Here is a 17,795-nt window from a genome sequence, read left to right as displayed (position 1 = left end):
AAGGGTGCAGTCCCTGGGGGAAGGTTCCCTCCATTGAAACGGATGTCATCATTGTTGTGCTCATATCCCTTCTCCTCCTCTCGAACTATGTAAACGCTTCTCATTTCTAGTACTTTAATCGTATGCGGAGCGGGAGTGCCTGTCAATTGATGTCGACGTATTGTTAAGGTGTTGTAATGCTTTTGTAATCAAAGGATCTTTTCTTTACGATTAAGCCTTCGATGAGTTATACTGTGTGAGAATGAGTTTCACTTAATGAAACGAGGGAGGTGTGGCACATCATGGCGGAGGAAGGGAAATCAACCGTACGCGCAGTCGAACGAGCGCTGGATATTTTGATCTGTTTTACAGCGGGAAAGGATCTGGTTATGACGGAAATCGCCGAGCGGACAGGGCTTCATAAGAGCACGGTCCATCGGATGCTGGCCACCCTTGAAGATAAAGGCTTTATAGAGCGCGACCTGGTAACGGAGCGCTACCGGCTTGGCATGCGAGTATGGGAGCTGTCTGCACATTTATCCCGCACCGATGATCCAGCGGTCATATGGCAGCCGGAGATGGAGCGTCTGCGAGATAAGCTGGGCGAGACCGTAAGCATTTACGTACGCGACGGTTCGGAGCGGATTCGCATTCAGGCCGTGCAGAGCAATCAGCCTGTGCGCCGGGTGGCGCCAATCGGAGCGAGGCTGCCGCTTTACGCAGGGGCATCCAGCAAGGTGCTGATCGCTTACGCCGATCCGCTCGTGCGGGAAGAGATTTTTGGCGATCCGTCGTGGCTGTTTACGATTGATCTCGATCAATATAAGATGCAGCTTGCGGACATTACGGAGCAGGGCTATGCGACGAGCTTTGAGGAGCGGGAGCCTGGCGCAGCCGCGTTTTCCGCGCCGATATTTGGACGGGAAGGCAAGCTTGTCGCAGCCTTATCCGTATCCGGTCCGGCAAGCCGCATGACGATGGATAAAATGCGTGATGCCGCTCCTATTTTGCTGGAAGCGTCCAAGCGGATGAGCACGATGATGAAATAGCGTTCAGCAAGGCAGCTGCATGCTTGCATGCTGAACGGATGAATAGAAAAGCAGCGCCCGCTTCACTTGAGGAAAAGTGAAGCGGGCGCTGCTTTTTTTAATTCCTTTTGGAAATAATGGGGGGAGGAGGTTTGAAGATGACGTATGTGGAAATTTTGATCCGGACGATTGTCGCAGTAGGACTGCTGCTGCTCATTCCCCGGATTCTCGGAAAGCAGACTCTTTCGAATATGACGTTTAACGATTTTGTAACCAGCATTACGCTGGGCTCTCTGGCGGCGAATTTGGCGTTTAATGCCACCCTGAAACCCACATACATCGTGCTGTCGCTGGTTGTGATTACAGCTATGTCTTTCCTGCTTTCTCTGATCGCTCTCAAAAGCCGAAAGATGCGCAGCTGGATCTCGGGTTCCCCTACCGTGTTGATAGAAAACGGCAAAGTCATGGAAACCAACATGCGTAAAATTCGCTATACCTTGGATTCGCTGAACCAAGCGCTAAGGGAAAGGGGCGTTTTTAATATTGAAGAGGTGGAGTATGCCTTGCTCGAAGACAATGGCAGAATCTCTATACTGAAAAAGGATGCATACCGGCTTATCACCAAGCAGGATATGGGGCTTTCGCTGCAAGCGCAGGCTTTTCCGGTGGAGCTGATTATGGATGGCATGGTGGTGGAGGCTAATCTTAAGCTGCACGGGCTGACCCGAGAGTGGCTGGAAAAAGCGTTGGGGCAGAAGCATAGGGGGAAAACGCTGGCCGATGTGTTCTACGCCGTAAGAGGCACGCAGCAGCAGCTCATCTTCGATTTCTACGAGGATGGCATTAAGCAGCCTCTGGATCAGGAGTAGAAAAGAGACTCAGCAGCGGTCAGTGAATGGGGAACGAGCAGGCCAGACTGCTTCATTATGTTCGACGCGTTTCCGGCGATTTCTGCTTCGCTGTATGTGCGAAAGTGAAGCTTGAGGCTTGAGGTCGGATATTTTCCCGTGCCCCTAAAACAAAAAGCAGCGATTCTCCCGTTAAGGGGAAATCGCTGCTTTTCTGAATTTCTGCGAATCAAGGGAAAGCTTAGGCTTCCTACATGTTAGCAATCATTTGACGAAGCACGGTTTGCAAAATACCGCCATTACGGTAGTAGTCTACATCAACCATGGAGTCCAGACGAACGATAGCTTGGAATTCAAATGCTGTGCCGTCTTCACGGGTTGCTGTTACAGTAACCGTCTCGCCCGCTGTCACATCATTGGACAGTCCAGTAATATCGAACGTTTCGCGACCTGTAATACCAAGCGTTTTCCAGCCGTGGCCTTCTTGGAATTGCAGTGGCAGTACGCCCATGCCTACCAGGTTGGAACGGTGAATACGCTCGAAGCTTTCAGCAATAACGGCTTTTACGCCGAGCAGGAATGTACCTTTTGCCGCCCAGTCACGGGAGCTTCCTGTGCCGTATTCTTTACCAGCGATAACGACAAGGTTTTTGCCGGATTTTTGATACTTCATGGAAGCATCGTAGATCGACATGACTTCGTCAGTTGGCAGGTAAGTCGTTACGCCGCCCTCAGTGCCCGGAGCCACTTGGTTACGGATACGGATGTTGGCGAATGTACCGCGCATCATTACTTCGTGGTTACCACGACGCGAGCCGTACGAGTTGAAATCTTCTCTTTTTACGCCATTTTCGATCAAATATTCGCCGCCTGGGCTATCTGCTTTAATGTTGCCGGCAGGGGAGATATGGTCAGTTGTAACCGAGTCGCCCATAAGCGCAAGCACATTTGCAGAATGGATGTCGGCAATGTCGTTAAGCTCCGTACCAAGGTTTTCAAAGAATGGCGGATTTTGAATGTAAGTGGATTTTGGATCCCACTCGTAGCTTTCGCCTTCTGGTACGTCGATTGCATTCCAACGATCATTTTGCGTAAATACATTTTCATATTTATCACGGAACATTTGCGGATTAAGCGCAGCCGCAGTTGCTTCCTGAATTTCTTTCGAAGTTGGCCAAATATCTTTCAGATAGACCGGGTTGTTGTCTTTGTCATAGCCAATTGCATCCTTGGAAAGGTCGATGTTAACCGTTCCTGCAAGCGCATATGCAACAACAAGCGGAGGAGAAGCCAAATAGTTCGCTTTCACCTGAGCATGAACACGGCCTTCAAAGTTACGGTTACCGGACAATACAGCCGCTACCGTCATGTCGTTGTCAGCAATGGCTTGGCCTACTTCATCAGGAAGCGGACCGGAGTTGCCGATGCAAGTTGCGCAGCCGTAACCTGCAACGTGGAAACCAAGCGCTTCAAGCGGCTCCATCAGGTTCGCTTTCTTCAAGTACTCCGTTACGACGAGCGAGCCCGGCGTCAGGGAGCTTTTCACATATGCTGGCTTGGTTAGTCCGAGAGCTACTGCTTTCTTCGCTACAAGGCCTGCACCGAGCATAACGCTAGGGTTGGAGGTGTTCGTACAGCTTGTGATAGCCGCGATAACAACAGCGCCAGTGCCCATTTTGCTAGCTTGGCCGTTCGGGTGCTTCACGTCAACGAGCTGCTCGATCTTCTCATCTGACATGCCGTATCCGCCTTTATCGATTGGCGTGCGGATGATGTTGTTGAACTCATCTTTCATTGCTGTCAGCTCAACGCGGTCTTGAGGACGCTTAGGACCAGCAAGGGAAGGAACAACAGTCGACATATCAAGCTCAATCACATCGGAGAAGACAGGATCTGGCGTCTCATCTGTGCGGAACATATCTTGTGCTTTGTAATAAGCTTCAACCAGAGCGATTTGCTCTTCTGTACGGCCAGTTGCACGCATGAAGTTAAGCGTCTCGCTGTCGACTGGGAAGAAGCCAACGGTTGCGCCGTACTCAGGAGCCATGTTGGCAACCGTTGCACGGTCAGCAAGGCTGATGTTGGACAGGCCGGGACCGAAATACTCGACGAATTTGCCGACAACGCCTTTTTTACGAAGAATTTGCGTAACAGTCAGCGCAAGGTCAGTCGCCGTAGCGCCTTCTGCCAAGCTGCCAGTCAATTTGAAGCCGATAACTTCAGGTGTTACAAAATAAAGCGGTTGGCCCAGCATGCCTGCCTCAGCCTCGATACCGCCAACGCCCCAGCCGACTACGCCAAGACCGTTGATCATTGTTGTATGGGAATCCGTACCAACGAGGGAATCCGGGAAAACAACCGTTTCGCCATCGATGACTTTTGTAGCAGCTACAGATGCAAGGTACTCCAGGTTAACTTGGTGAACGATACCTGTTCCCGGTGGTACAGCGCGGAAGTTATCGAACGCCGTTTGGGCCCAGCGCAGGAAGCGGTAACGCTCTTCATTGCGCTCAAATTCTACCTTGGTGTTGTATTCAAGCGCGTCCGCGTTGCCGAATGCATCAACCATGATCGAGTGGTCGATTACGAGGTCAACCGGTACGAGCGGATTGATTTTTTTAGGGTCGCCGCCAGCGCGTTTAACCGTATCACGCATAGCTGCCAGATCGACTACGACGGGAACGCCCGTGAAATCCTGCAATACGATACGTGCAGGAATAAACGGAATTTCTTTGTCCTCGCGTCCATCTGCCCATGTTGTCAGCTGCTTCACATGCTCAGGCGTAATGGCGCGGCCGTCGAATTGACGTACAGCAGCCTCGAGCAGGACTTTGATGGAGAAAGGAAGCTTGGAAATCTTTCCAAGGCCTTGCTCTTCCAGGCCGGACAAACGGTAATACGCAAAGGATTTGCCGTTTACGTCAAGCGAGGTGCGAACGGAGTAATGATTTTGTTGAGACATGGTTCAAGTTCCTCCTTAGGTGGCTTTACTTTTGAAAAAGAAAAGGAAATATTCTTCAGTGGGTGTTTCGCTCTGTGAAACACGATTTCAAATTTGCTATGCTTCTAGTATATCGCTAAATAGGGGCTCTCGTAAAGTCCAATTGTACCCGCTTTCTCGAATATTGGCGCCCATTTTAGGCATTTAGGCTGATGGACGAATGTAACCTCCATCCGCAAGGCTTGTTTTAACCTAATAATGGATTATTATGCGAGCTTTTGGCTAGAGCCTCATGTTTGGAGGAATGTGAACATATAAATAAAATGATTAGGCGCTCCGCACCCTTGCCTGGCGTCCGCCGCAGCACGTGCGGATTTAAAGCTTGCTTTTTAGGAGGGAAAGCCGATGTCCTTGCGATCAGACAAACAAACGGCAGGCCGCCGTGCAGGCAAGCAGGAGCGGCAGCCGCTGCTGAACCTGTCCGCCTTTCAGCCGCGCTCCGCCCAGCGGCACGCGCAGCAGCATGCTCAAGAGGGAACGACGAAAGGCGGAGCTCAGCAGGAGAAGCACCAGAATCAGCAGAAGCCAGAGACAGCCGCTGCTGAGCATTCGCGAATGGCTGCTTCTTCCATGACCTCGCTCATGCGCTCAGGCGATTCGCCGCCGCTGCTTGGAGAGGAAGAGCAAGGCTGGAAGCCTGCCGTGCATCAGTATGTAAGCCTGTACAATCAGGCGGAAACCGAGCAGCATGCAGCAGCGGTAGATGGCTTCGTCGCGGATAAGGATCATTGCGGCAGGCTCCGCGGCAGGCTGAACCGGCTGCGCGAGCGGGATTTGCTGCGCGGCGTCCTGCCTTCGCGCAGCGAGACGAAGGCGGAGCTGGTCAGGGTGCAGGAGTCTGGTACAGAAGCGTCCGTGCTCATTCGGCTGCATATTAAGCGGCAGATTGAGCATAGAGGATTGCGTTATATAGAAGAGCGGAAAGAAGTGGAGCGGCTATGGCTGGCTGCTGCTGGCGAACGCTGGCACATCGTTCGCATTGAGCCGATCATTGCGGAACGGCGTCCACGCTTCGAGCATGCTTTTCAGGATCAAAATTCGGTTGGAGAGGAAGAGCAGCAGCAGGAAGAAGAGCATTTCCGTCTTCGCTCGGTGCCCTACTTGAATTATGACCTGTTTGCAGCATTCCAGCCCCAAAGCGCCCGCGCGCTGTATCGGCGCGATTTGGCCGCCGCTTATGCCGACCGTTGGTGGAATGTACCAAACCCTGCATATGAGGAGTTTGAGGTCAATTGTACAAATTACATCTCCCAGTCGGTCTTTGCAGGCAATGCTCCGATGAATTATACTGGTAACAGGGGCAGCGGCTGGTGGTACAAAGGCCGTAACGGAGGCAGGGAATGGTGGAGCTACAGCTGGTCGGTGTCGAATGCGCTGACGAACTACTTATCCACTCCCCGGCAGTCAGGACTTCGAGCCAGAGTCGTTGACTCGGCTGAAGAGCTCCAGCTTGGCGATGTGATCACTTATGACTGGAACGGAGACAACCGTTTTCAGCACAGCACGATTGTAACGGCTTTCGATGCAGCGGGTATGCCGCTTGTTAATGCGAATACTGTACCCAGCCGCCATCGCTACTGGGACTATCGCGATTCTTATGCCTGGACGGAACAGACCAGGTACCGTTTTTTTCATATTGAGGATCAATTATAAGTTATTATTTATTATTTTACCGGAGGATATGCGATGGGGACGAAAGTAAACGTAGCACTTGTTTATGGAGGAAAATCAGGCGAGCATGAAGTTTCGCTGCAGACAGCGTTCGCAGTAATGGGAGAATTTGATTACGATAAATACGCAATTACCCCCTTCTATATTACTAAGCAGGGCGAGTGGAGAGTGGGCGGCAAGCTAGGCAGCAAGCCGCAAACCGTCAGCGAGCTGCGTCTTGCAGCAGCCGCTTCCGGAGAGGGCTTTCCGCTTGCTCCGCTGTTTGCCGGTTTAGATACATCAGGTGCAGCAACTGGAGCAACGGCAATTGATGTCGTATTTCCGCTGCTGCATGGCACATTTGGCGAGGATGGCACGATTCAAGGCTTGTTCGAAATGGCTAACATTCCGTACGTCGGCGCAGGCGTGCTGGCATCGGCAGTAGGCATGGACAAGGTGACGATGAAGAAGGTATTTGCGCAAGAAGGGCTGCCGCAATGCGTGTTCCGCTACTTCAACCGTACGCAGTGGGAGAAGGACGCTGCCTTTTTTGTAATGGAATGTGAAGTGGCTCTCGGCTACCCATGCTTCGTTAAGCCAGCCAATCTGGGCTCCAGTGTCGGCATTTCCAAGGCGCGCAACCGCGAAGAGCTGATGTCGGCAATCGACTACGCTTTCAAGTATGACCGCAAAGTCATCGTTGAGGAATTTGTCGATGCGCGAGAAATCGAAGTCGCGGTGCTTGGCAATGACGAGCCTAAAGCTTCTGTGCCGGGCGAGGTTATTGCTTCTAATGAATTTTACGACTATAAGGCAAAATATGTGGATGGCAAATCGGTCATGCAAATTCCAGCCGAGCTTTCGGAGGAAATTTCAGAGTCGGTCAGGGAAATGGCGATTCGCGCCTTTTTGTCCATTGATGGATCGGGCCTTTCCCGCGTAGATTTCTTCATGCGCAGGTCGGACGGCCAGCTGTTTATTAACGAGGTTAATACGCTGCCGGGCTTTACGCCTTTCAGCATGTATCCGCTTATGTGGAAAGAAACAGGAATGCCTTACCGCGAGCTGCTGGATAAGCTGATTGAGCTTGCCTTGAGACGGCATGGCGAGAAGCAAAAAATCAATTTCGGCGCTAGCGAAGCGTAATAAAAGCAATGGAAATTCACTCTAGAGAAAGGAGGGAGTTCATGGGATTTTCAACCGAGTTTAATTCTGTATGCAAATTCAAGTCAGAGCAGGAGCTTCATGAATTGCTTGAATACGGCAAGGGCAAGATGGTAAAGAGCGGATTTCGCGTATACCCTACCGGCCAGAAGGTCATTGCGTATACGACGAACAATGAGGCCATTGCCATAGTCCGCATCCTCGCTTCGATCGCTGAAATTAATTTTCAAGGCGAAGAAGTGACTGAAGTGGAGATGGAGCTTGTGAGAAAGCTGACTGAGGAAGAGGCTAAAGTGCAGACTGCACTAGCTTACGAAATGTTTTTTGGTGAGCGTGAATAGCGGATGCTGGTTAGATTCGGGTTCGTAGCCATGAGCATGCTGCTGGAAAATGCTTCGCCATCGCGGACGATGACGTTTGCAAATTTTACGAAGCTTGGTGACCGCGAAGCGGCTCTGCGCAAGCTGGAGCGGATCGCCGAGGACAATTTGCACAGTACGCTGCGGATTTTGAAGCATGCCAAGGCGAGCGATATTCAGATGTATCGCTTTTCCTCAAAGCTGATTCCGCTGGCGACCCATCAGGATGTAGCAGATTGGGATGCGTATCCGGCGCTGCGTGAAGCTTTTCGTGAAATTGGTCTGTTTGTGCAAAATAATCGGCTGAGGGTTTCGTTTCACCCCGACCATTTTTGCGTATTCAGCACGCCAAGGCCCGAGGTGCTGGAAAGCTCCAAACGGGACATGGAATATCATGTCCGCATGCTAGAGGCGATGGGACTGCCGGAGTCAGTCAAGTGCAACATACATATTGGCGGTGCATATGGCGACAAGATGGTCGCAGGTGCACGCTTTATCCGGCAGTTTCATGCGCTCCCAGAGCGCTATCGGCACCGCGTAACGCTGGAGAACGACGATAAGACGTTCAATGCAGTGGAGACGCTGGAGGCGGCTCAGGCCGTGGAAGTGCCGATGGTGCTTGATGTGCATCACCATCAAGTGAATGATGGCGGCGTCTCCTTGGACAAGCTGTGCAGCAGCCTTTGGCCGCAAATTGCTGAAACGTGGCTGCTTGAAGAGCAGCGGCTTAATAGCGAAGCGGCAGAGGCTGCGGACGGTGCGGAAAAAATGAGCCTGCCGCCCAAAATCCATTTTTCCAGTCCGAAGGAAGGTCCGAATCCGCGCAGTCATGCCGACTATTTGAATGCAGGCGAGCTGCTGTTGTTTTTGCGGAAGGTGGCGGCGGTGACGCCGCAGCTTGACTGCATGCTCGAAGCGAAGCTCAAGGATAAAGCGCTGCTGGCGCTTATGGATGATTTCCGCATATTGGCGGCTAGAGGCGAAGGCGTTCGGATTGTGGACGGCGGCAGTATTGAGGTAACCGAGCTATAAGATTTTCAAAAGCATGCAGCACCGTCAGCTATCGTTGACGGTGCTCTTCTACTAGGAATGAAAAGTGATGGTGTAGGGGAACATGTAACGCATCATGATTGAACAGAAGGCGGTGACTCCCTTGTTTGAATGGATTGCACTCGTATTATTAGGGATGGCAGCAGCGATGTTCGGAAGTATTGTCGGCCTGGGCGGCGGCATTATTATAGTGCCCGCGCTTATGTATTTGGGGCCTTCGCTCATGGGCGCTCCAATCGACCATGGCACAGCGGTAGGCACCTCGCTTACGATGCTTATTGTAACGGCGCTTGCCTCGACGCTATCCTATGCGAAGCGCAAAATCGTCGATTACCGCAGCGCCTGGCTGCTGTTTACGACAAGCGGTCCGGCTGCGATGCTGGGTGCGGCTATGACAGGGCTTTTGAAAGGCGCCGCCTTTAATTTGTCCTTTGGCATTTTTATGCTGCTTATATCTGCTTTATTGATTGTGCGAAATTATTTGAAACCGGTTGCGCGGGAGTGGCCGGTGCAGCGGACGATGGTGGATTCAGCTGGCGAGCAGCATACGTATGGCTATGCCATTTGGCCGATGCTTGTAATTGGGTTTGGTGTAGGGATCATTTCCGGTTTGTTTGGCATTGGCGGTGGCTCCTTGTTCGTACCGCTAATGGTGCTGTTATTCCGTTTTCCGCCGCATGCGGCAACTGCTACGTCGATGTTTGTCATTTTTTTATCCTCGATATTGGGCAGTGCCACGCATGTATGGCTGGGGGAAATCAACTGGTGGATTTTGCTGGCGCTTATTCCGGGCGCATGGGTTGGCGGAAAGCTTGGGGCCTATGTTGCAAACAAGATGAGCGGCAATGGGCTGTTATGGCTGCTAAGGGTTACCCTGCTCGTTCTGGCCTGCCAATTGGTCTATGAAGGTATTAGGCAGCTATAGCCATTTTTAGAATCTAGCAAAAAGACAGGAACGCATATTGATTTATAAGCGTAATAATAGATAATGTTAATAGTTAAACTTATTAAAGAGAGTTGGGTGATGCACCGTGAGTGATCAGCGTGAACCTTCAGTTGTAAGCGGCAAAAGCTTCACTGCGGTTGCGATAAATTGCGCGGCCAAAGCGGGCGAATGGATCAAGACGAAACTAGGAAACTATAATAGACTGGATATGAAATATTCTTCTCATGATTTAGTAACGGAAGTAGATAAAGGCTCGGAGCAGCTGATTAAGAAGCTTGTTCTGACTCATTTTCCTCATCACTCGTTTTTGGGTGAGGAAGGGGTTGAGCCCGGGCCTGAGGCTTCAGCACAGGCGCTCGCCGATCAGAGCGAGGCGGAATATTTATGGATTGTCGATCCGATTGATGGGACAACGAATTTCGTCCATGGCTTTCCGTTTTTCGTCGTATCAATTGCGCTCGCTTATAAAGGAGAGGTCATCGTTGGGGTCGTGTATGACCCGATGAAGGACGAGTTGTTCCTTGCCGAGAAAGGCAAAGGAGCCTATGTATCCGGCAAGCGGATGCAGGTGTCGAAGGAAGATACGCTCAGCAGCAGCTTGATCGCGACGGGCTTCCCGGCAGATCATCTGTATGCGCTGCCGCTGAATTTGAAGGGCATTCAGGCGCTTGCGCCGCAGGTGCGCAATCTTCGCTCATCGGGCTCGGCTGCGCTCCATATGGCTTATGTGGCAGCAGGCCGCCTGACTGGCTTCTGGGAAATCGGGCTGAACAGCTGGGATTTGGCGGCAGGCTCCTTGCTTGTACAGGAGTCAGGCGGCATCGTTACAGATACACAGGGCAAAGGCTATCACCTCGGCGTCCGAAATGTGGCGGCTTCAAATGGGCTTATGCATGAGCCGTTTTTGAAGGCGTTGGCGGATGCTGAGGCGACGGAGTAGCAAGGAGCAGAGCAGGCTGAGGATGTGGTCAGTCATCTGTTTAAATAAGTGCGCAGCGATCTATAGCGCAGCAGCAAAGAAGCAGCCTTCTGAGGGCTGCTTCTTTGCTGCTGCGCTAATGGCATCCAAACATTTTCTCAATGTCTTATATAGAGCAATGTGATATCAGGCAATACCACATCGTTTGTGCTACCGTATTACTGTTGTTTCTTAAGCGAAATAATTTCAGCTTCAGACAAACCAGAGGCCTCTGCAATAATCGAAATTTCAATGCCGAGTGCTAAAAGCTTCTGGGCAACTTCGAGCGCTTTTTTTTGCTCGCCTTGAAGGACTCCTCGAGCCTCTCCACGTGCCTTACCTTCGGCAAGCGCTCCCTCAATCATAGATGCCTCATCATGAAGGGATTTTTGCCTGTCTTATATAATCTGCGAGCCTCAGCATCCTGACTAAGAAATTCTAATGTAGTCATAGCCTTCTTTAATACAGGCTCGTTCATAGTAAGCACCTCCCAATTGAATTTATGCGTACCCTTTAGAAAAAGCAGCCAATTGACTAGTCCGCCATGTAGAGCGGGCACTGCACGATCATCCAGCTTCGGCAGCTCTAAGAAATGCAGTTCGATATCCTCAATAAGTGGGATGCCGCTACGCTCTTCCGCAGATGAAATACACTATGATATTGATTATTGGGCAAAAACGAGTAATGCAATATATTAACCTTTAGAGCTCGAACCACTCCAGCCTGCCAGCATATCGCTGAGCTTCTGTTTCCCGCTCCATGTGTTTCAACCAGCCAGCCGCAAGCTCGCCGCGGATATGAAATAGACAGTAAACATAAGCCTCACCATCGGTCATATCTTCGGTTCCAGCTGCTGTTTCTATCGATACCTGCAGTATTTTTGGCCATGAAGAATCATCCTGAAGCAGGGCGAAGCTGTTCTCATAACGCTCAAGCCTGTATGGTTCCGTTACATGAATAGCATCAGCCAGACGTACCACAAGCTCAGGCAGGATCGAAGGGTTTGTGGTCTTTATGCCATATTCCCAGCCCATAACGATGCCTCCTTTATATTCAAAAATAGAAAATAAAGCTGCCCTCTTATCAGGGAGGGCAGCTTTGCTATGTCAGCCATTCATCCAAAAGGGCGCTGGCAGCTGCGCTGAGTTAATTCCGCAGCTGGATTTGCTGAATGCGGTGCTGGGCATCCTTTTCTAAAATAAGCATAGCCCGCCTTTTCGTCGGCAAAATATTGTCGTACAAATTGACGGCATTGATTTCCTTCCAGATCGTTGCTGCCGTCTCGACAGCCTCTTCATCAGAGAGGCTTGCATAGCGATGGAAGTACGAGTCCTTGTTCTTAAAAGCGGTATGCCGCAGCATTAAAAATCGTTCGACATACCAGCGCTCTATGAACGTTTCGGGCGCATCGACAAAAATCGAGAAGTCGAAAAAATCGCTTACAAAAGAGTGCGCTTCTTTGCTAACCTGCAAAACGTTAATTCCTTCGACAATCAGCACATCCGGCTGTTCGACAAACTGATATTGCCCGGGAATAATGTCATAGGTCAGATGAGAATAGATCGGCGCTTTAACACGGGGATTTCCCGATTTAATTTGCCCCATAAAGTCCATCAGCGTCTTGACGGCATAGCTTTCAGGAAATCCTTTGCGCTTCATTAGCCCGCGTTCCTCCAGTACCCGTTTGGGATAGAGGAAGCCATCTGTCGTAACGAGATCGACCTTGCGGCCGTTACCATGACGGGAAAGCAGCCGCTGCAGCAGCCGTGCCGTCGTGCTTTTGCCTACGGCTACGCTGCCTGCAATGCCGAGCACAAACGGCACTTTAGGCGCCTCCATATGCAAAAATGCAGCCGAAGCCTGCTTTAGCCGCTCAGCGGCTTCGATATGCAGGTTCAGCAGATGGGTAAGCGGCAAATAAATCGCCTCAACCTCTTCAAGCGAAACTTGGTCATTGAGGCCCTTCAGCTCATTCAGTTCCTCCTCCGTGAGCGGCAGAGGGGTATGATCACGGAGCGCCGACCAAGCGGCGCGGTCAAAGTCCAAATATGGGTTCATCAACATGTCCCTTTCTATTACAGAAGGCATCGGGTTGACCTCTCCTAAAGCTTACTGAAAGCGTGCTCCGCCGCTTCAAGGGTCGCATTGATGTCTTCATCCGTATGGGCGATGGTCAGAAACCACGCTTCATACTTGGATGGGGCCAAATTAATGCCCTGATCGAGCATCAGCTTAAAGAAGCGGCCGAACAGCTCGCCGTCCGTATCCTGTGCTTCATCATAATTCGTAACCGGATGATTGCAAAAATGGGCCGAAAACGATCCGCGAATTTGGTTAATCGTAAGCGCGAAGCCATGTTTGTCTGCTGCTGCCTTCAGTCCTCCTGCAAGCTGACCAGCAAGCCGATCCATACGCTCATAAATGCCAGGCGTCTTCAAAACTTCCAGACAGGCGATGCCTGCGGAAATGGAGGCAGGGTTGCCCGCCATCGTTCCAGCCTGATAAGCAGGGCCGAGCGGCGCGACTTGCTCCATGATACTGCGGCGTCCGCCATACGCGCCTATCGGCAGCCCGCCGCCGATGATTTTGCCAAGCGCCGTAAGATCCGGCTCAATAGCAGCTTGATCAGGGAAGGCAGCGAACGTTTGCGAGGAGCCGTAATGGAAGCGGAAGGCGCTAATGACCTCGTCATAAATGACAAGCGCTCCAGCCTCGCGCGTCAAAGCGCACAGCTGCTCTAAATAACCTTCATGCGGCATCACCATGCCGAAGTTGCCGACAATAGGCTCTACCATAACGGCAGCCGTCTCGTGGCCGAAGCGTTCAAGCGCTTGCTTCAAGGCCGGAATATCATTGAAAGGCACCGTAATGACTTCTTGGGCAATGCTAATCGGAACGCCAGCGCTATCCGGTATGCCAAGCGTGGAAGGACCGGAGCCTGCTGCGACGAGCACCAGATCGGAATGGCCGTGGTAGCAGCCGGCGAATTTAATAATTTTGCTGCGTTTCGTGAATGCTCGTGCCACGCGAATGGTCGTCATAACCGCCTCGGTGCCGGAATTGACGAAGCGCACTTTATCCATAGAGGGAATCGCATCCTTGAGCATGCGTGCCAATTGAACCTCAAGCTCGGTCGGTGTGCCGTACAAAACGCCATTTTGCGCGGCGCGAACGATCGCTTCGGTAATATGCGGATGGGCATGTCCCGTAATAATGGGGCCGTAAGCCGCCAAATAATCGATATAGCGATTGTCGTCGACATCCCAGAAATAAGCGCCCTCGGCACGCTTCATAAAGACGGGGGCGCCGCCGCCAACACCTTTGAACGAACGTGAAGGGCTGTTGACGCCGCCTACAATATGCTCAAGCGCTTCGGCATATAGCGCCTCGGAGCGTGGTCTTTGAATCGTCATAACAATAATTCCCCCTTGAAAAATGGTGCAGCATCCCACTTGGAACGCGAGATTGCCTGCCTAAATATCTAACATCAAAACGTCCTCATTCCACTCGGAATGAGGACGACAAACATCAATCTGCTGCTTATTCAAGCAGCGAACTTCCAGTTCCAGCAATAATACATGCTACTGACTCTATTCAATTGTCGGTTTCTGTGTAGAGCTTGGTTTGGCTTACGGTGATGGTGTAGCCGAAGCTCCTGGACTGCTGCTGCCATCTGCGTCAGGTGAAACCTCAGGCGAAGCGAGCGTATCGTCGCTTTCCAGCAGCGTGTCCACATAAGACTTAAGCTCGTCCTCATTGCGTACGCCAAGTACAGAAGCGCCGCCAACATCTTCATCCGTAATCATTTCCATCGGCGGAACCTGAGCGGTACCAGCGACATGAGACTCCATGCCAAGCTGTCCGAGCTTGAGCATATCGGTGACGGTCAAATTCGTTTCAATATAAGGAGAGACGTTCTCCAATATTTCCTTCATTTTGAGAATATTCCAGCCCGATTGCATCTCCTTGGCAAGAGCCTGCAAAAACTTGCGCTGGCGCTCCGTACGTGTAAAGTCGCTCATCGCATCGTGGCGGAAGCGTACATATTGCAGCGCTTTATCGCCATCCAGCAGCTGGACGCCCTTTTTCAAATCAATATCGTAACGGTTGCCGTCGGCATTGTCGGTATAACGCATATCCTTCTCGACATCGATCGTGATGCCGCCTAATGTATCAATTAATTTCTTAAAGCCTTCGAAATCGGTATATACATAATACTGAATGTTGAGTCCAAGCAAATCGCTGACCGTCTTCATTGCCAGCTCAGGCTTACCAAGTGTGATAGCAGTATTAATTCGTCCCCGTCCATGTCCTTCAATCGGGACATAAGTATCGCGGAGTATCGACAAGAGATGTGCTTTCTTAGTAGTTGGGTCTATGGATAATACAAGCATAGAGTCTGAACGCGGAATTTGTCCTTCATCCAAGCCGCGAGCATCACCGCCCAGCAGCAAAATGTTGACGCGCTCCGTTCCTTCCCATTTAGGTGCTTCGAGTCCAGTGTCCTCAAAATTGGAAAATCTTGATTCCTCTTTAGGTTTATTGAAATCCGACGTAGCATTATAAACGCCATAAATCCAGTAACCTGCATAAGCAATACCGATTCCCAGCAGAATAAGGACAATTGTCAGAATCCATTTCCACGTTTTTGATAGCTTAGCTTTCTTCGGCCGTTTTTCCATTATGCTAGTAATGCCCCTTTCAAAATTTCACAGTACCCCGTCTTCCATTCATTCCCCTTGACTGCCATTGTAAAACGTTTCTCTAATAGCATTTACGTGCCCTGCCATCTGCTGTATGATTACATATTGTAAAATTATAATTCGGAAGGACATACGGAAGCAAGTTTTATCAGAATATAGGATAATGAAGTGTGATGACCGTGAATCATCGCTCTTTTTGCAAACGGGGGATTAGCATAATTTCCCGGGGAATGTCGACCGTATTAACGGAGAGGAGCTAGACTAACAAATGCTGGCAATAGATGTTAAGGATCTGCGCAAGCAGTTTAATGTACAGAAAAACCGGGAAGGGCTGTCCGGGGCGCTGAAAGACCTGTTCAAACGCGAGTATACGGAGGTTACAGCCGTAAAGGATATTTCCTTTCAAATCCCGCAAGGCGAAATCTGCGGCTATATCGGTGAAAATGGCGCAGGCAAATCGACAACCATTAAAATGCTGACCGGCATTTTAGTGCCAACCTCCGGCGATTTGCGTGTCAATGGTTATGTTCCCTACAAGGACCGCGAAAAGTTTGTCGCTGAAATCGGAGTTGTGTTCGGACAGCGTTCGCAGCTATGGTGGGATATCGGGGTTATTGAGTCGTTCCAGCTGCTGCGTAAAGTGTACCGTGTATCGGAGGCCGATTTCCGCAAGCGGCTGAACAATTTGATTGAGCGGCTTGATCTTGGCGATTTGCTCAACCGTCCTGTCCGCAAGCTGAGCCTCGGCCAGCGGATGCGCTGCGAGCTCGTCGCTTCGCTGCTGCATAATCCGTCGATTTTATTTTTGGATGAGCCGACGATCGGGCTGGATATTATTGTGAAAACAGAAATTCGCGAATTTCTGAAGGATTTGAACCGTGAGGAAGGCACGACGATTTTGCTCACGACCCATGATTTGCAAGATATCGAAGCGCTGTGCTCGCGTGTCATTATGCTCGATGATGGGCGCATTATCTATGATGGCGGTCTGGAGGACTTGAAAAACCGCTGGAGCAAGGGACGCGAAATTCACTTTGAGTTCAGTTCGCAGACGAAGCTGGCGACGCTTCAAGCGCTTACTGGCGATCTTGATGTGACGTGGAAAATGGACAATGATTTGACGGCAACAATGTGGCTGCCGCATGCGATCAATGTATCTGATGCCTTGTCCAAAGTCGTAGGCGGTGCTGCGATTCAGGACATTAAAATTGTGGAGACGAACACGGATGAAATCGTTCGTGAAATTTACCGCTCCGGCTCGGCTAGCACAGAATCAGAGCAGCAGGCAGCGCTTAAGGAGACGACGGTCTCATGATGGGCGCTTATCTGGATTTTATTCGCATCCGTTTTATTACGATGCTGGCATACCGCGTTAATTATTACAGTGGTATCGTTATTTATGCGATTAACATCGGGGCGTATTATTTTTTGTGGAAAGCGATTTTCGGAGAGCAGCAGGAGCTGGCGGGCTTTACCGTCGCCCAGATGACGACGTATGTCGCGGTATCGTGGATGGCTAGAGCGTTTTATTTTAACAATCTCGACCGTGAAATCGCGAATGACATTAGGGACGGCAGCGTTGCTACCCAAATGACCAGACCGTATTCCTATTTGCTCGTGAAAATGATGCAGGGCTTCGGCGAAGGCTTATTCCGCCTGCTGCTGTTCATGATTCCGGGCATGATCATCGTCTGCCTGATATTTCCGGTGACACTGCCGACCGATCCGATGACATGGATGATTTATTTAGTTATGCTGCTGTTCAGCTTTCTCATTAATTCACAAATTAACATTTTAACGGGGCTGTTTGCCTTCTTCGTTGAAAATAACGAGGGCATGATGCGGATGAAACGCGTAATGGTCGATTTATTTTCCGGCGTTGTCGTGCCGATTGCCTTTTTCCCAGGCTGGCTCGCAGCGATTATGAAATGGCTGCCGTTTCAGGCCATCACGTATTTGCCGAGCTCTGTATTCACAGGCAGGACGCCGGGCAGCGAAATAGCTGGCGTGTTTGGCCTGCAAGTAGTATGGTTCGTCGTGCTGCTTGTGCCAATCTGGTTCACATGGCGGGCAGCGCGCAAGCGTCTGTTCGTGCAAGGAGGTTAAGTC

The 17,795-nt window shown here is 50.8% G+C and carries 15 protein-coding genes and 1 pseudogene; 10 read left to right on the top strand and 6 right to left on the bottom strand.

The window, feature by feature from the left end:
- Nucleotides 1-281 precede the first annotated feature (281 nt).
- Entirely contained in the window at nt 282-1,028 is a 747-nt protein-coding gene (locus ASF12_RS05980) for an IclR family transcriptional regulator (protein ID WP_056030872.1), read from the top strand.
- A gap of 137 nt (nt 1,029-1,165) precedes the next feature.
- Entirely contained in the window at nt 1,166-1,876 is a 711-nt protein-coding gene (locus ASF12_RS05975; protein ID WP_056030868.1) for a DUF421 domain-containing protein, read from the top strand.
- 229 nt (nt 1,877-2,105) lie between these two features.
- Here ASF12_RS05975 and acnA read toward each other — a convergent pair whose 3' ends face one another.
- Nucleotides 2,106-4,817, bottom strand: a complete 2,712-nt coding sequence (gene acnA, locus ASF12_RS05970) for an aconitate hydratase AcnA (RefSeq protein WP_056030865.1) — start codon at nt 4,815-4,817, stop codon at nt 2,106-2,108.
- 384 nt (nt 4,818-5,201) lie between these two features.
- On the opposite strand from acnA, the gene ASF12_RS05965 reads away from it, so the two are divergent.
- The 6 genes from ASF12_RS05965 (at nt 5,202) to ASF12_RS05940 (ending at nt 10,965) form a co-directional block, all read left to right on the top strand.
- Nucleotides 5,202-6,509: an amidase domain-containing protein gene (locus ASF12_RS05965; protein WP_327204897.1), complete on the top strand. Its 1,308-nt coding sequence runs from the start codon at nt 5,202-5,204 to the stop codon at nt 6,507-6,509.
- Nucleotides 6,510-6,542: 33 nt separating this feature from the next.
- Complete coding sequence (locus ASF12_RS05960) at nt 6,543-7,652, top strand: D-alanine--D-alanine ligase (RefSeq protein WP_056030862.1); 1,110 nt, start codon at nt 6,543-6,545, stop codon at nt 7,650-7,652.
- Nucleotides 7,653-7,693: 41 nt separating this feature from the next.
- Entirely contained in the window at nt 7,694-8,011 is a 318-nt protein-coding gene (locus ASF12_RS05955) for a hypothetical protein (protein ID WP_046232147.1), read from the top strand.
- Nucleotides 8,012-8,014: 3 nt separating this feature from the next.
- Complete coding sequence (gene uvsE / locus ASF12_RS05950) at nt 8,015-9,061, top strand: UV DNA damage repair endonuclease UvsE (RefSeq protein ID WP_056030859.1); 1,047 nt, start codon at nt 8,015-8,017, stop codon at nt 9,059-9,061.
- Nucleotides 9,062-9,155: 94 nt separating this feature from the next.
- Complete coding sequence (locus tag ASF12_RS05945) at nt 9,156-10,004, top strand: sulfite exporter TauE/SafE family protein (RefSeq protein ID WP_056030857.1); 849 nt, start codon at nt 9,156-9,158, stop codon at nt 10,002-10,004.
- 106 nt (nt 10,005-10,110) lie between these two features.
- Nucleotides 10,111-10,965, top strand: a complete 855-nt coding sequence (locus ASF12_RS05940; protein ID WP_056030855.1) for an inositol monophosphatase family protein — start codon at nt 10,111-10,113, stop codon at nt 10,963-10,965.
- A 197-nt stretch (nt 10,966-11,162) separates the two neighbouring features.
- Here the strand turns inward: ASF12_RS05940 and ASF12_RS36495 are convergent.
- The 5 genes and pseudogenes from ASF12_RS36495 to ASF12_RS05915 all read right to left on the bottom strand — a co-directional run.
- Nucleotides 11,163-11,694, bottom strand: a pseudogene (locus ASF12_RS36495) (Rpn family recombination-promoting nuclease/putative transposase); the annotation flags it as partial.
- Complete coding sequence (locus ASF12_RS05930) at nt 11,685-12,017, bottom strand: hypothetical protein (protein WP_056030852.1); 333 nt, start codon at nt 12,015-12,017, stop codon at nt 11,685-11,687. The gene ASF12_RS05930 and the pseudogene ASF12_RS36495, both read right to left, overlap by 10 nt.
- Before the next feature lie 112 nt (nt 12,018-12,129).
- Nucleotides 12,130-13,071 carry a type I pantothenate kinase gene (gene coaA, locus ASF12_RS05925; protein ID WP_056030850.1) on the bottom strand — a complete coding sequence of 314 codons (942 nt, stop codon included), beginning with the start codon at nt 13,069-13,071 and terminating at the stop codon, nt 12,130-12,132.
- 14 nt (nt 13,072-13,085) lie between these two features.
- Nucleotides 13,086-14,396, bottom strand: coding sequence for a glutamate-1-semialdehyde 2,1-aminomutase (locus tag ASF12_RS05920; RefSeq protein ID WP_056030847.1), 1,311 nt, complete (start codon nt 14,394-14,396; stop codon nt 13,086-13,088).
- A gap of 216 nt (nt 14,397-14,612) precedes the next feature.
- Nucleotides 14,613-15,665 carry an LCP family protein gene (locus tag ASF12_RS05915; protein WP_056030844.1) on the bottom strand — a complete coding sequence of 351 codons (1,053 nt, stop codon included), beginning with the start codon at nt 15,663-15,665 and terminating at the stop codon, nt 14,613-14,615.
- A gap of 289 nt (nt 15,666-15,954) precedes the next feature.
- Between ASF12_RS05915 and ASF12_RS05910 the strand changes: the two genes are divergently transcribed.
- Together ASF12_RS05910 and ASF12_RS05905 are read left to right on the top strand one after the other, a co-directional pair.
- The gene (locus ASF12_RS05910) at nt 15,955-17,001 is read left to right on the top strand and encodes an ABC transporter ATP-binding protein (protein ID WP_056030842.1); all 1,047 of its coding nucleotides are present in this window, start codon (nt 15,955-15,957) and stop codon (nt 16,999-17,001) included.
- The gene (locus ASF12_RS05905; RefSeq protein ID WP_056030839.1) at nt 16,998-17,792 is read left to right on the top strand and encodes an ABC transporter permease; all 795 of its coding nucleotides are present in this window, start codon (nt 16,998-17,000) and stop codon (nt 17,790-17,792) included. The genes ASF12_RS05910 and ASF12_RS05905 overlap by 4 nt, the downstream gene beginning before the upstream one ends.
- Nucleotides 17,793-17,795 lie beyond the last annotated feature (3 nt).

It is taken from the genome of Paenibacillus sp. Leaf72, assembly GCF_001422685.1.
Classification (GTDB): domain Bacteria; phylum Bacillota; class Bacilli; order Paenibacillales; family Paenibacillaceae; genus Pristimantibacillus.
This window is presented reverse-complemented; position numbering and strand designations above follow the sequence as displayed.